Origin of the sequence: Ehrlichia canis str. Jake (assembly GCF_000012565.1) — a bacterium.
Taxonomy (GTDB): domain Bacteria; phylum Pseudomonadota; class Alphaproteobacteria; order Rickettsiales; family Anaplasmataceae; genus Ehrlichia; species Ehrlichia canis.
Genome location: NC_007354.1, coordinates 460,976 through 476,519 on the forward strand (window position 1 = coordinate 460,976; position 15,544 = coordinate 476,519).

Consider the following 15,544-nt stretch of genomic DNA (forward strand, 5'->3'; position numbering starts at 1 on the left):
TTATGTACATATTGATTAAAAAGATATCAGAAAAGTTGTTAAGTAATATTTTACTACTTTATAGATTTATGATTAGTAAGATAAGTGTTACTGGCTGTACGTCTTGTTAACTATACGTGTTATTTCTTCTTAAGAATGTTGTTATATAGTTTTTGAAATGAGTTTATAAGATATGTCACAAGAAAAAAATAAAGCAGTTTCAGATCTATTAGAGGAAGTTACAAATAACACTGATGTAGATAGAATTACATTATTTGAGTTGAAGTCTGCACTTCATGCTCGTGGTTTTGGAATATTAATGTTGTTGTTTTCATTGCCGCTTTCTATTCCTTTGCCTGTTCCTCCAGGGTATACAACAATATTTTCAATTCCTTTACTTATGTTTGCATTTCAAATGTTATTAGGCTTTCAAGTACCTTGGATGCCTAGTTGGTTGGAAAAAAAGTCTTTTAAACGTACAACTTTAGCTTTGATTATTGAGAAAACTGCTCCTATATTAAGAAAAGCAGAAAAACTTACAAAACCTCGCTTATTGTTTATATTTAATAGTGTTGGTGAAAAAGTTATAGCGTTTATTTCTCTTTTGTGTGCTGTGTCAATAGCTATTCCTTTGCCGTTGACAAATTTTATTCCAGCTGGTGGTGTGTCAATTATGTCTTTGGGTCTATTGAATAAAGATGGTATGATGGTTATTCTTGGAGTATTGCTATCATTATTTGGTATTGTTGTTACTACTATGGTAATTATTCTAGGTCCTAAACTTGTTGTGAGTATGTTTTCTTTTTTATCGAAATTTACATGATCATATATAATACTTTAACTGGCATTAAAGAACCTTTTATTCCTTTGAATGTTGATAATATCAAGGTCTATGTTTGTGGTCCTACTGTCTATAATTTTGTGCATATTGGAAATGCTAGGTCAATAGTTATATATGATGTACTGTTTAGGTTACTGAAATTACTATATCCTAGTGTAACTTATGTGAGAAATATTACTGATATTGATGATAAGATTATTAACGTTGCACAAAGTAATGGACAAAATATATGTGAAGTTACTTCGGTTTACATAAAAGCGTTCCATGAAGATATGAAGATGCTGAATTGTTTGGAACCTACTTATGAGCCAAAAGCGACAGATAATATAAATGTTATGATAAATTTAATACAAAAACTCATAGATCATGGTCATGCATATGTTGATAATGCTACTGTGTTTTTTAATGTAGAATCTTATCCTTCATATGGTCAGTTATCTAAGCGTAATATTAAAGAACTGATTTATGGTAGTAGGGTGGATATAGAGTTAGGTAAAAAACATCCAGGGGATTTTGTTTTGTGGAAGCCTGCAACTGAAGTAGATAATAAATTAATGAGTTGCTGGCCTAGTCCTTGGGGATTAGGTAGACCAGGTTGGCATATAGAATGTTCAGCTATGAGTTATTGTTATTTGAGTGAAAATTTTGATATTCATGGTGGTGGTGCGGATTTGCAATTTCCTCACCATGAAAATGAAATAGCTCAAAGTTGTTGTGCATTTCCCGGTAGCTATTACGCTAAGTATTGGATTCATAATGGATTTCTCACAGTTAATGGTGAGAAAATGAGTAAATCTTTGGGGAATGTTTTAACAGTAAGGCAGCTATTAGAGTCTGGGGTTAAAGGAGAATTGATAAGGTATGTTTTATTGAATACTCATTATAGAAAACCTTTAGATTGGTTTAATATGACATTAGTTAGTGCTCAAGAATCACTTAACCGTATGTATACTGCTTTAAGTTCTGTAAATGTTGACTTATCGTTGGATGATGATGTTGAATTATCTAGTGATGTTGTTGATTGTTTAAAAGATGATATTAATACTCCAAAAGCTATTTCAGTATTACATGAAATGGTTACAGAGATTAATAAGACATCTGATGTTATGAAAAAAACATCTTTGGCTAAAACTCTTATTAAAACTGCAAATTTTCTTGGTATTTTGCAGCATTCTTGGCAAGATTGGTTTAGAGTTAATGAAAATGATCAGGAGATTGATAAGTTAATAGATGAAAGAAGGATAGCAAGAGCAAATAATGATTTTAAAAAGGCAGATGATATACGACAACTTTTGTTAAGTAAAGGAATAGTACTTTCTGATAATAAAGATGGAACTACGCATTGGTATAAAAAATAACATAGTATGTTGACATTGTTTATTTGCATTAGAAGTATATTCTATAAATTTAAGCATTCATAAAAAAGTTAAGGATTAATTAGTTAATTTATAACAGTGGTGTAATACTAGCATGATAATGGTGGTAACAGTAGGTCTGTCAAGTAATAGGAGTATTAAGTTTGAAACATGAATGGTGGGATACAGATACTTGGTTGGGTTGTGATTATGTGATTACTATCAGTGCGACATTAGAATATATACCTTCAAATTTTCACGCTGCTGTACTTAGCAGTGAGTGGGTTGTTGAATGAGTGTGTAGGTTTTATTTCATGTGCTCATAATAACAATGGATCTGCTAAATAAGGAAGTATTACTGAAAGTTTTTGAAGACATGAGTGAGGAATGCAGCTGCTTGGTTGGGTTGTGATTACATGATTGCCATCAATGCGACATCTAGAATGTATACCTGTGATTTTCACGCTGCTGTACTTAGCAGTGAGTGGGTTGTTGAATGAGTGTGTAGGTTTTATTTCATATGCTCATAGTAACAATGGATCTGCTAAATAAGGAAGTATTACTGAAAGTTTTTGAAGACATGAGTGAGGAATGCAGCTACTTGGTTGGGTTGTGATTATGTGATTACTATCAGTGCGACATTGAATATATACCTGCAAATTTTCACGCTGCTATACTTAGCAGTGAGTGGGTTGTTGAATGAGTGTGTAGGTTTTATTTCATATGCTCATAATAACAATGGATCTGCTAAATAAGGAAGTATTACTGAAAGTTTTTGAAGACATGAGTGAGGAATGCAGCTACTTGGTTGGGTTGTGATTACATGATTGCCATCAATGCGACATTAGAATATATACCTGCAAATTTTCACGCTGCTATACTTAGCAGTGAGTGGGTTGTTGAATGAGTGTGTAGGTTTTATTTCATATGCTCATAATAACAATGGATCTGCTAAATAAGGAAGTATTACTGAAAGTTTTTGCAGACATGAGTGAGGAATGCAGCTGCTTGGTTGGGTTGTGATTACATGATTGCCATCAATGCGACATCTAGAATGTATACCTGTGATTTTCACTGTGCCATATTTAGCGGTTAATGGACTATTGATTGCTACTTCTGTTGTGAGATCGTTAGAGTGAGGTTTTATTTCAATTGATCCAGTGTTTGCTGTGATTTCTGCTTTGTTAACTTTTCCTGTGATTTCAATTGATCCAGCATTTGTACTAATTTTTGATAGCTTCTTGATTTCTCCATTAATTTTAATATTACCCCTATTCGTATGCAATATTCCGAAAAAACTACCAATTATGGTTACATCTGTATCATGAAATATTAAATATGCATGTTCTATAGCATCACTGTATATTACTACTTCGTTGACACCAAATTTAGATTTGAGATTTGTACCGTTAGATGTAATATTTGTTAGGTGAAGTGCTATGTTGTTATTTAGGTTTCTTAGGATTAATTTTTTGTCTTTTATATGTACATCATGAATGAATGTTGTGGCGCCATAATCAAAAAAAGTTATAGGTAGCCTATTTTCTGCTTCTATATTATCAATGATGTTTACATGATTCAGATAGTGTATAGTATTTTTGGAAAATGGTATAGCATGTTTAGTGCTGTTTTGACTTGTGATGGCTTTTGTAGATGTTTGTGGGTGTGTTTTATTAAGTGATGTTGTTGCTGAACTTGTTTCATCTGGATTTGTAATAAATTTATTACCATTAATGTAGCAATAGTTGTGTTTACCTGTGATTTCTATTGTGCCATATTTAGCAATGATTAAAGAATCACTAGCTATGGTTGTGTTGGCGTTGCTATTACTGGGCTTAATTCTAATGAGTCCAGTATTTGTTGTAAGCCTAGATTTTTTAATTTCTCCTATAACTGTAATATTTCCTGTATGTGTATGTATAAGACCTTGAAATTTACCAAATATAGTTATATTTGTATTATAAAGTATTAGTTGTGCATATTCTGTTTGACTGTGTATTGCTATTTCATCTATATGAAATTTTTTTATGAAATCTTTACCATTATTTGTACGTGTTGTTAAATAAACTCCTATGAATTTGTTTAATTTTTCAATTATTAATTTTTTATCTTTTATGAATACATTGTGAAAAGGTAGGTTAATACTATGGTCAATCCTAATATTTGGTAATGTATTTTGGTTTATATTACATAGTTTGTCTATGATGTCTGTATACTGTATTTTACCCTGGAAGAGCAATTCAGCATTTTTATATGTAGGTTGCTTGGTAGGCCATTCTATAGATGCAATAATAGCATAATATTGTAATTTTGCATTAAAGAGCTCTATTTTTAATGCATCTATATTATTTGTATGTTGGTTATTAATAAAATCTTCTGAAGAAAATGATGAAATAGTTTGTGGAGTTTGACAGAGGTTTGTTTGTCGAGTTATTATTGAACTTCGTTTTATATTTGTACAAAAGTTAGAATTAATAATTAATTCATTAGGTAATTTTTGATTAATTATTTTACCATTAATGCTTACAACTCCAAATATGGAGACTACATTTTTACTACAGTCTTCTTTTGCATTAGTAATAGTAATACTACCGTATTTACTAAAAATGTTACCATATACTGTTCCAGAGATTGTAATATCGCTTGTTTCTAGGAATATATCTACATATTCTGGTATGTTGCAGTTTATATTGATATCACATCCATTATCTAATAAAGGACTAAAGGTGTAAGACATGTTTTGTTGAGTAATATTGAGTTTTCTTAGTGTAATATGTTGTAGAGTTGTGCTTAATAGGTCATAACCTTTTTCTGTAAAGTATAATTCTTGTATTTCATATAAATTTTTTAAATATTTTGCGTATGAAGAAAAAGTTTTTTTTTGTACATGATGATGAAGTATTTCTCCTAGCTTCTGAATTATATTTTTTCTAGTATTGTCTGTTAGGAATAATGCTTCTTCACTATATGTTTTTATAGTTTCTGTATCAAAGCATTGATCAATAAGTGATGATAATAGGTAATATTGAATTCTGTACTTTAAGTTGTTATCTATTATAATGTCTTGTTTGTTAGGACTAAGATTAAATTTTTGTCTAGTGAGAATACTACTACCATCATTACTTGCAACTGATAGTTGATGATTATGGTATAATTTATGTAATTCTTTCACACTATTCCATGACATTTCTGAAGTTCTATCATCAACTATAGTTAACCCTTTTGGTAAATAGTGTATTGCGATCAAGTCATTATATTCTTTTAATATATCAATTACTTTTTCTTTAAATAAAGTGAAGTCTGGTTCAACATCTAATAGTAATGTGACACATAATGGAGTAATATTAGTCATATCTAGAAGAGGATCATCAATCTTTTCTGATACAGTATCTTTTATATACTGTTTTAACTTTCTTTTATCTATGGCTTCTCTTTGTTGATCTCTTGTTAGCATGATTTATATAAATAATTAAATAAATTTAGAATTATTATGTATAGATAGAAATAATTTAATATGCAAATTATTTTTTTAATATTTTAAATAAAAAATATCATTCTATATATAAAAAAACTAATATATATAGTGTTATTATTAAGACAATTTATATTTTAATTAGATACTTTTTTACTGAATATGTGTTGTTTTTAGCATATATGAATATTTAATATTTATATATTTTAATAAAAAATCTTAGTTGATTTTTATATCAAATAGTTGTTATAGTTCTCACTGGGTTTAGTTTATAATCCGATATTGTTATTTTGGTAGTAATTGAAATGTCATTGTTAAGTTCTCGACCAATTTATAAACCTTTTAATTATCCTTGGGCATATGATGCTTGGTTATGTCAACAAAGAATACACTGGTTACCTGAAGAAGTGCCACTTGCAGATGATGTTCAAGATTGGAAAACAGTGCTTTCTGAAAAAGAGAAGAATCTTTTAGTGCAAATTTTTCGTTTTTTTACTCAGGCTGATATTGAAGTTAATAATTGTTATATGAGACATTATTCTAATATCTTTAAGCCTACTGAAGTCTGTATGATGCTTGCTGCATTTTCAAATATGGAAACTATACATATAGCTGCTTATTCATATTTGTTGGATACTATTGGAATGCCTGAAATTGAGTATCAAGCATTTTTAAAGTTTGAGGTCATGAAGAAAAAATATGATTATATGCAGAAGTTTGAAGAATGTAGAAAAAATGATAAAAGACATGTAGCAAAGACTTTAGCAGTTTTTGGTGCTTTTACAGAAGGACTTCAGTTATTTGCTTCGTTTGCAATTTTATTGAATTTTCAACGTTTTGGAAAAATGAAAGGTATGGGACAAATTATAGCTTGGTCTGTAAGAGATGAAACATTACATACTGAGTCAATAATTAGGTTGTTTAATACTTTTGTTCAAGAGAATTATGAGATATGGGATGATTCATTAAAACATGAGCTGTACGAAGCTTGTAAAATTATTGTATCCTTAGAAGATGAATTTATTAATTTAGCATTTGCATGTGGAGATGTTGAAGGTTTATCTGCTAAAGAAGTCAAAAAATATATTAGGTATATTGCTAATAGAAGGTTGTTACAATTAAATTTGGAACCTATATATGATGCAAATAAAAATCCTTTATTGTGGTTAGATGAGATTTTAAATGGAGTAGAGCATACTAATTTTTTTGAAAATAGAGTAACAGAATATGCTCGTGCTGCTACGGAAGGAACGTGGGAAGAAGCATTTGAGGATAACTGATATTCTTAGGTAATGTACTAGTACTATTAATGGAAGATTTCTATTTATTTTCTCTGATATAGATTGTGTCTATTATTGTGAAAAACAAGTAATGAAAATACCAAATGCTGTTCAATAATTGTTTCTGTGTCATTTCATTAAGATATACATAGTAAGAGATTACTGTATAGGTTTATATCGATTTGGTATAATAAGTAATATAAAAAACTGATAAGTATTTTGCAGTAACTGCACTTGCTTAATAGTGCATGAAGTGTGATAATTCTAATTTTTTAGTTATATATAAAGCTTGTTGTTTTGCTTAATCATGTTGTACAGTCAAGCATATTTTAGTGTGCTATACATTCTAAAAATATTAGTAAATTTATCAAAATGTATAAGAATCAAGAGCATAAAGTAATTTATTTTGTGTTATTAAAAAGTGTATATTGAAGTGTTATTAGTAAGTATATTTGCTTTTCTATTGGTAATTAAGTTTGTTGTTTTTTTTACATCATGTGTATTTTATTATGTTACTAAGTTTTAAAAATGCTTGATGATTTTGAGATATTAATTGTATTGTATGCAATTACTAAAACTGTCTGTAAAAGTATATTTGTGGGATGCATGTAAGATGTCAATGCTGTTTAGTATAAATTATTTTAATTGAGAATTCTATACAAGAATTTTTTTGAGTTCTATGGTGTTAGCATTATAAAATGTACTTCATTATTCTTCATATGTTTAATAAATGAGTAGTGATTAAATCATACATACGTAATTTGCAAATAAACGCCTTTTTTTATGTTAGTGAATGTGATTTTAATGTGCTCTTTAGTTGCCAATGATAAATCTTTGCATTAAAAATATCAAGTAGTGGCATTCATTAATCTTTAGAATTTTTGTGTGCAGCAACTGTTAAAGCATATACACATAGATCTGCAAAACAAATACCATTTTTTTGTGCTAATGCATATAATTTTGATAAACTATCTTTAATTTTTTCTGGTATAGTACCGCCGCGTTCCTTGGATAACCAATTATCTTGATGCTGTACAGGATGATTTTCTGGTTTTGGTTCTCCAATGTATATTGCAAATGGAGAACTCTGTCCATTAAAATCACATGGGACAATAAATTTCTTTATTCCTGGCATCTTATTACCTTAAGTAACCTGAATGTTGAGTTTTTTGTTTATGTTGTATATTGTGTAAAATTATTTGAGCTATATTCTTTTTTATTTTAGATTCTGGTGCAACTAAAACTCCTTCTCTCACTAGAACTTCTGCAATTGATATTACCTCTTCAAATAAATTGACATCATTATTAACTAAGTTTAATAGCAAATGATATGCTGTTTCATAGCTAATTTCTTCATCATATTGTGTGACATCATTTTGAGGTATAGTGTTGTAACTATATCTACTATCTTGTGATAATATTTCTTCATTGGTTATTGGTTGTTCTGATGCATCTATTAATGTTATATTTGAATTATTACATGTATGTAGCAGGTTGGTTACTGTATTGTGACCATATTCTTGATCTATTAAATTTCTTACATTATCTTTATGTTGTATAGTAAAAGAAATGTTAACGTCTGGACTGCTATGCGCATTGCATTTATCTTTAATGGCAGCCAGCATGCTGTGTAAGCTACAGATGCCATCACCTATATAGTTTAAAAACTGTACATTTAGTTGTTTTTGAAAGATAGATGACATCATAATATTAAATAAATTTACAATCCGCTCTACTCTTTATATCATAATTATGTAAATAATACATTAATTAATTATGTATTCTTATTTAAAGGAAGTAATATTTAGTTCTGGTGGTGCTATTTCAATAGAACAATTTATGCAAGTTGCTCTTTATGACGTGCATCATGGCTATTATATGACACAAATGCCTTTTGGTGCGCATGGGGATTTTATTACTGCTCCTGAAATATCTCAGTTGTTTGGTGAAATTATAGCATTATGGGTATTATTAAGTTGGCAAAAGATTGGTGCTCCATCTAAATTTGTTGTAGTAGAATTAGGACCTGGTAGAGGAACATTAATAAATGATGTTATTAGAATTCTAAAAAGGTTTGAACAATGTTATGCAGCAATGAGTGTTTATCTTGTTGAAATAAGTCCTGTTTTAGAAAATGTGCAAAGGGATATTTTAAAAAATGAGAAGGTATTTTGGTGTAGAAATGTAAGTGATGTTCCAGATTGTCCTATCTTAATTATTGCTAATGAGTTTTTTGATGCTTTACCTATAAGGCAATTTACTTATTTTGATAATACTTGGTATGAAACGTATGTTACACTGGAAAATGATGAATTTAAGATTATTTATAAGAGTGTTGATGAGAGATTTGAGGTATCAAGTGATATTGAGAAACCAGTAGTAGAAACATGTAATGAAGCTATATCTATAGTTAAATATATAGAGAATAAAATTTTACAAAATAGTGGAGCAGCAGTGATTATTGATTATGGATATGTGAATTGTCCATATAAAAGTACTATACAGTCTGTAAAGTGTCATAAATATAATGATTTACTTAAAAATATAGGAAAGAGTGATATAACTTCACATGTAAATTTTGCTGTACTACGTGATAGTTTATCTACTCTTGATTCAGTTATTATGAATCAGAGAGATTTTTTATATAGTTTTGGTATTAAAGAAAGGCTAAGAATACTTATTGAAAATGCAACTGAAGTGCAAAGACAAAATTTAATAACAGGTTTTTTGAGATTGACTGAAAATATGGGTAGTATGTTTAAAGTATTGTTGATTAATTCTTAATTAAGAAAACTGTAACTTGTAAGATTGTTTATTTGTTTAATGCAGCAATACGTGTTTCACAAGTGATGGTAGTAAGTAATTTTAATGATCTTTATATATTTCTATATGTTTTTGCATTTTTGTGTTCATGGTAATGTTAGTAGAAATCACTTATTCATTAATACTATCTTATGTTATTTTTTATGATAGCATCAGTAGTTATTTTTCATGTAATACAGTTGTGTTTTATATAATGGTCAAGCATATGTTATTGATTAATAGTATAAAATAAATTACTAGTTTTACATAAGTTTGATACATGATGTTTAACTTGGGTTATATTAGTAGTAATTATTTTGAGTACTGTTTCTTTGTTATTATAGTGTGTTGTTAAGCATATGGCAAATATGAATATAATATTTACTTATTCAAATACTAACGTTAGTTAGCAAGAGCATGTTATATCATTCTAAGAAGTGACTATACTTAGTTTTATTCAATAATAAAAATAAATGCTTTTTAAGACTTGAGATATAGGACTGGATTTAATTGTAATAACCTTTTATGATTATATCATGAGTTATGGTTCATTTAATCATAATAATATTATTAAACTTGTCTATAGCATATGACATGAATGTTGTTGATATCATTAAAAGTAAGGTTAAGTTATCTGACGTTGTTGGACAAAGAGTTAAACTAACTAAGAGAGGTAATAGTGTTATTGGATTGTGCCCATTTCATGGTGAGAAAACACCATCTTTCACTGTAAGTGATGAAAAAGGATTATATTACTGCTTTGGTTGTGGTGCTAATGGTGATGTTATACAGTTTACTTCTGATATTAATGCTTTAGATTTTAAAGGTGCAGTAGATTACCTTGCTGAGATGTATAGTATTGACTTGCCAAAGAGTACTAGTAAAAAATCAAGTTTAATTCCTCTGTTAGATGCTGCAACATTATGGTTTGAAAAACAATTGTTTGCTAATCGTGTAGCAATAGAGTATATAAAAAGTCGTAAAATTTTTAGTGATACAGTAAAAAAATTTAGGTTAGGTTATGCGCCGGCATATGGTTTGAGTAAGTACTTATTATCTCAGGGGTTTAATATAAATGACATTAGAAGTGTAGGATTATTGAATTCTCAAGACCAGGATTATTTTTATAACAGGATTATATTCCCTATTTGTAATTCTAGTGGTGACACAATAGGTTTTGGTGGGAGATCAATTGTTGATGCGCAAAGTCCTAAGTACTTGAATTCTAGGGGAAATGTTTTCTTTCAAAAGAGAGAGAATCTATATGCATCGCATTTTGCTGTACGTGAAGTAAAAAAACAAGGAAAAATTATAGTAGTAGAAGGATATATGGATGTTCTAATGCTGCATCAAATAGGAGTTTGTAATGTAGTTGGGTTATTAGGGACATCAATGACTTCTGAACATTTGATGTATTTGTGGGAAATAACTTCTGAAATAATAATCTGGATGGATGGAGATGTTGCTGGGAAGATGTCTTCTATTAAATCTGCATTACTAGCATTATCTTTAATTAAACCTGGATGTGTTGTCAAATTTGTTGATGTTTTTACAGGAATGGATCCTTATGATGTTTGTATAAATGGTGGTGTTGATAGTGTAAATTCTTTATTGGATAGTGCAAAATTGCTATCAGAGTTCATCTGGGATTATGAGCTTGCTAAGATTAGTACTGATAAAAGCTCTGTTATGCCTGAACAGTGTGTGGTATTAGAAGCAAGAATTAAACATTATCTTGATCAGATTGGTGATGGTAATATTGCAAAATACTATAAGAAATATTTTTATTCTCAAATTCGTGATTTACAGTATAGAAGAAACGAAAGTAAACCTTTAGCTAATCATTCAATAAATCGTGCATCTAACAAATTAAAGTATGTAAATGATGAATTTTTATTAGAAGAATATAATCAATTAAGAGTGATGTATGTCATCATGGAATTTCCAGAGTTGCTGGATGATCCTATTATTTTTGATCAATTTTCTAAATTTAATATAAAGAATAAAAATGTGTATAAACTGCAACAGAATATTATTAATATAAAAGTTACTTTATGTGACCATGTAATGTCTAAGGAGATGTTACTTTTAGAATTAAAGAAAAGTAATTTAGAGGGCGTGATAGATTTTATATCAAGCAAAATATCTGCATCTAGTTTTATGTCAATACAAAATAGAGCACATAATATAGATATTGCAAAAAAAGAGATAGAAAAAATAATGCTTTTAGATAACTTGCAATGTATTCAGGCAGAAATTTTAGATTTGAGATTGCATGGTAAAAGGGATCTTGCTGAAAAATTATCTAATCAAGCACAAGAAATAGATAGTAGATTAAGAGAGTTATGGAATTACTAAAAAGTTATTATTTGTCAGTTTGTAAAAAAACTTAAATTCTGTGTTATTATTATAGTAAATTTATCATGTTTATATGTTTAAATTATTCAAAATACCAAATATAACTAATCTAGAAAGTTGTATTAGTGTTAAATTGAGAATACTTATGTGTGTATTGTTTTTGAATTTGTGTAGATATTATAATTAATGTTTATTTATTAAATTGAAATAGTTGTAGGTTTTTTTGTATTAGTTGTGAATATTTTATTTCGTATATTATATTCTCTTATTTCCATTATTATATGTTACTGTATATAGTAACTTATGTAAGGATTGAATTATAAATTGTTGAAAAGTGAATATTTCTGGTGTATGTGTCACGTTAATTTATGTTTACTTCAGTTACTATAAAGGTATCAATAATGTATTAAACTATTCTGTTATTTTATAGTTGTCTTGATTCCAGTTAATTGTTTATATTCTTCTTATTAATCATTTTTTGCTGTGAAATAAATATATAAAGAAAATTTTGCAGTAATTTTGTATGCATTTTTACGCTAGTGCTTGATGAAAGCTTATGATTTTGTGGATATTAGAATCACTATTTAAACTGTTGTATAAAAATTATGTGTAGTACGTGTTCATGATAAATTTAGATATCTATGATAATTTTTTAATGTATTCTAAAATTTTATTTTCAATGCTAATGTATTAGTGAATGTTATAGAAACATTCTTACATTTTTTGGAGTACTTATCTCACATAATTTATATCAAGTTTTTACTCATGTTTGTAGTATATATTCTTCCATTGCATATAATACAAGATTTTTTATTGTATTAGTATGTTTAGAAAAAACACTAATATAATTTTTATGTGCATTTTCACACTAGTATTTAATGAAGAATGTTTGTTCTTGATGAAAAGTGCTCTTATTATACAACTGTGTGAAGTATTGTTAGTATGTAATACTATTAGGGTTACTCATCTGTTGTAGTTTTTTTGTATTTTTTCTCAAAATAATACTTTAATGAGTATTATGAGAACGTTCTTGGATTTTTTTAATGCTAGTATTACATAATTTAGTAGAGTTTCGTTTGTTTGTAGTGCATATTATTTTAATTCTACGCATGTGCTGTTTATTGTACTGATATTATAAAAAATACAGGTATAGTTTTTATATGCATTTCTACAGTAATATTTAGACTTGTGGTTTTTGAATATTAAAAGAACTATTTGAGATGTTGTATAATAATTATTATGTACACACATATCTGATGTCATTTTTTTAATGCATTGTTATCCTAACATTTGACTTTGGGTATTGGTTCATTATAGACATTAGAAAACATTATAAACTTTCTTAGAGTGGATAGCGTAATTTAGTAAAATTTTTACTTATGTTTAGATTATCTTAACATACAGATGTACAAAGTTTCTTTATTGTATTATTAGTATGTGTAGGAAAGAATAATCTAGTTTTTATGTGAATTTTCAACGAATGTTTAATAAGTATTAAAAGAACCCTCTGAGCTTTCTTGCACGGCTTGGATGACGTAATTTGCGTAAAGCTTTTGCTTCAATTTGTCGTATACGTTCTCTTGTTACGTTAAATAATTTTCCTACCTCCTCTAGAGTATGATCTTTTCCACCTTTACCTATTCCAAACCTCATACGTAAAATTCTTTCTTCTTTTGGTGTTAATGTTGACAGTACCTTTGTGGTGATTTCTCTTAAATCTGCTAATACTGCTGCATCTTCTGGTTTTACTGCGCGTTTATCTTCTATGCAATCACCAAATGTACTACTATCATCATCTCCTATAGGACTTTCTAAACTTACAGGATCTTTGACTATTTTCATGACCTTACGTATTTTATCTACATTAATATTTAATTTTGCTGATAGTTCTTCTAGTGTTGGTTCTCTGCCCATTTCATGTAGCATTTGTCTTAACGTACGGTTAATTTTATTTACAGTTTCAATCATATGTACAGGAATTCTAATAGTACGTGCTTGATCTGCTATTGCTCTGGTAATTGCTTGCCTGACCCACCACGTTGCATAGGTTGAAAATTTATATCCACGCTTATAGTCAAATTTATCTACTGCTTTCATTAATCCAATATTTCCTTCTTGTACTAGATCTAGAAATTGTAAGCCTCTGTTTGAATATTTTTTTGCAATTGATACTACTAATCTTAGATTTGCCTTAATCATCTCTTGCTTTGCTTGATTTGCTGCACGTTCGTGCTTTTGTATTTTTGTTACTAGTGCTTTAAATTCAGTTAGGTTGTTCTCTCCAGAAAGTAATTTAATTTTACTATACATACTTACTATGTTACTTTCCTCATTTGCTAGTAGATTGTTCCATTGTGGAGAAGTACCTTTTTTTTGTAGTACAGAGTTAGTATTGTATGCATCTAGAAAATCTTTGCGTTGTATGCCATAACTTTCAGCAAGGGAAATAATTTTAGCTTCTTCTGCTGCGATTGATTTGCTTAAACTATAGATTTGTTGTGTGATTGATAATACTGCAGAATTACTGAGTTTAATTTGATATATCATTTCCCATATACTATCATGTAGATCGTTGTATTGTTTTTCAATGTCTTGATTAATTTTGCCTTGATACTGTTTCTTGAGTTCTAAAATTTTTTCTGCTGATGCAATTACTGAATCTAAAATACTTACAACTTTAGGCAGTAATGCATTTTCCATTTCCAATATTGAAGCGTTTATTGAAACATTTTCTTCATCGTCATCTTCTGAAATGTCTGTATCTTCATCAGATTCATCTATTAAATCTTTATCGTAATCTAAAACACTAGCTTCATCAGCATCGGCAAATTTTTCTGGGAATTCATATCTGTAATTTGCATCTAAATCTATTAGATCTCTTAACATTATTTGTTCATTTACTAAGTCATCTCTCCATGACATGAATGTACGCAGTACTACTGGAGATTCTACTAATGACCTTAGCATATTTACTTTTTCTGATTTTATTTTTTTTGCAATTTCAATTTCTCCTTCACGAGAGAGTAATTCAACTGAACTCATTTCACATAGATACATGCGTATAGGATCATCCGTTTGCCCAAAATCCCAAGATTTTATACCTCCATCTGATACATCATCTTCATCTAAGTCTTCTTTTATTCTATTTTCTTCTACTATGCTATTTGCTTCATCTTCATCACTTTGTTCGAGAACATTAATGCCTGAATCTTGAAGCATTGATATGGTTTCATCTATATTATCAGCTGATAATACATAATCAGAGAAAACATCGTTGATATCGTTGAATGTAACAAAGCCTTGTTTTAGCCCCTTACTTACAAGTGTTTTGAGCAATTCTTTATCTGTTTGTAGATCTTTCATAACTAATAAATATTGAGAAACGACAAACTTGAACTGGTATCATACTATAAACTTATTGTCAATTATAAAACTTTATTATATACATATATTAAAA

General features: G+C 28.7%; 11 protein-coding genes. 7 read left to right on the forward strand and 4 right to left on the reverse strand.

The genetic code is table 11. The annotated features are described in order from the left end of the window. Positions 1–172: 172 nt before the first annotated feature. The 4 genes from ECAJ_RS01600 (at position 173) to ECAJ_RS05075 (ending at position 2,930) form a co-directional block, all read left to right on the forward strand. Positions 173–802, forward strand: a complete 630-nt coding sequence (locus tag ECAJ_RS01600; RefSeq protein WP_011304429.1) for an exopolysaccharide biosynthesis protein — start codon at positions 173–175, stop codon at positions 800–802. Continuing rightward, positions 799–2,178: a cysteine--tRNA ligase gene (gene cysS, locus ECAJ_RS01605; RefSeq protein ID WP_011304430.1), complete on the forward strand. Its 1,380-nt coding sequence runs from the start codon at positions 799–801 to the stop codon at positions 2,176–2,178. The genes ECAJ_RS01600 and cysS overlap by 4 nt, the downstream gene beginning before the upstream one ends. Positions 2,179–2,339: 161 nt before the next feature. Beyond that, positions 2,340–2,471: a hypothetical protein gene (locus ECAJ_RS05110; RefSeq protein WP_267892279.1), complete on the forward strand. Its 132-nt coding sequence runs from the start codon at positions 2,340–2,342 to the stop codon at positions 2,469–2,471. A 288-nt stretch (positions 2,472–2,759) separates the two neighbouring features. Beyond that, positions 2,760–2,930: a hypothetical protein gene (locus ECAJ_RS05075; RefSeq protein WP_196792409.1), complete on the forward strand. Its 171-nt coding sequence runs from the start codon at positions 2,760–2,762 to the stop codon at positions 2,928–2,930. Between the two features lie 176 nt (positions 2,931–3,106). On the opposite strand, the gene ECAJ_RS01615 is transcribed toward ECAJ_RS05075, so the two are convergent. Next, positions 3,107–5,629: a hypothetical protein gene (locus tag ECAJ_RS01615; RefSeq protein WP_011304431.1), complete on the reverse strand. Its 2,523-nt coding sequence runs from the start codon at positions 5,627–5,629 to the stop codon at positions 3,107–3,109. Positions 5,630–5,952: 323 nt separating this feature from the next. On the opposite strand from ECAJ_RS01615, the gene ECAJ_RS01620 reads away from it, so the two are divergent. Continuing rightward, positions 5,953–6,927: a ribonucleotide-diphosphate reductase subunit beta gene (locus ECAJ_RS01620; protein WP_011304432.1), complete on the forward strand. Its 975-nt coding sequence runs from the start codon at positions 5,953–5,955 to the stop codon at positions 6,925–6,927. Positions 6,928–7,792: 865 nt separating this feature from the next. On the opposite strand, the gene ECAJ_RS01625 is transcribed toward ECAJ_RS01620, so the two are convergent. Together ECAJ_RS01625 and ECAJ_RS01630 are read right to left on the reverse strand one after the other, a co-directional pair. After that, on the reverse strand, positions 7,793–8,062 hold the full coding sequence (locus tag ECAJ_RS01625) for a DUF2610 domain-containing protein (RefSeq protein WP_011304433.1): 270 nt from the start codon (positions 8,060–8,062) through the stop codon (positions 7,793–7,795). Positions 8,063–8,066: 4 nt separating this feature from the next. Next, complete coding sequence (locus ECAJ_RS01630; protein WP_011304434.1) at positions 8,067–8,633, reverse strand: hypothetical protein; 567 nt, start codon at positions 8,631–8,633, stop codon at positions 8,067–8,069. A 70-nt stretch (positions 8,634–8,703) separates the two neighbouring features. Here ECAJ_RS01630 and ECAJ_RS01635 point away from each other — a divergent pair, with 70 nt between their 5' ends. Together ECAJ_RS01635 and dnaG are read left to right on the forward strand one after the other, a co-directional pair. After that, entirely contained in the window at positions 8,704–9,711 is a 1,008-nt protein-coding gene (locus ECAJ_RS01635) for a class I SAM-dependent methyltransferase (RefSeq protein ID WP_011304435.1), read from the forward strand. 612 nt (positions 9,712–10,323) lie between these two features. Beyond that, the gene (gene dnaG, locus ECAJ_RS01640) at positions 10,324–12,087 is read left to right on the forward strand and encodes a DNA primase (protein WP_044262137.1); all 1,764 of its coding nucleotides are present in this window, start codon (positions 10,324–10,326) and stop codon (positions 12,085–12,087) included. Between the two features lie 1,494 nt (positions 12,088–13,581). Here dnaG and rpoD read toward each other — a convergent pair. Next, positions 13,582–15,450, reverse strand: a complete 1,869-nt coding sequence (gene rpoD, locus ECAJ_RS01645) for an RNA polymerase sigma factor RpoD (protein ID WP_011304437.1) — start codon at positions 15,448–15,450, stop codon at positions 13,582–13,584. Positions 15,451–15,544 lie beyond the last annotated feature (94 nt).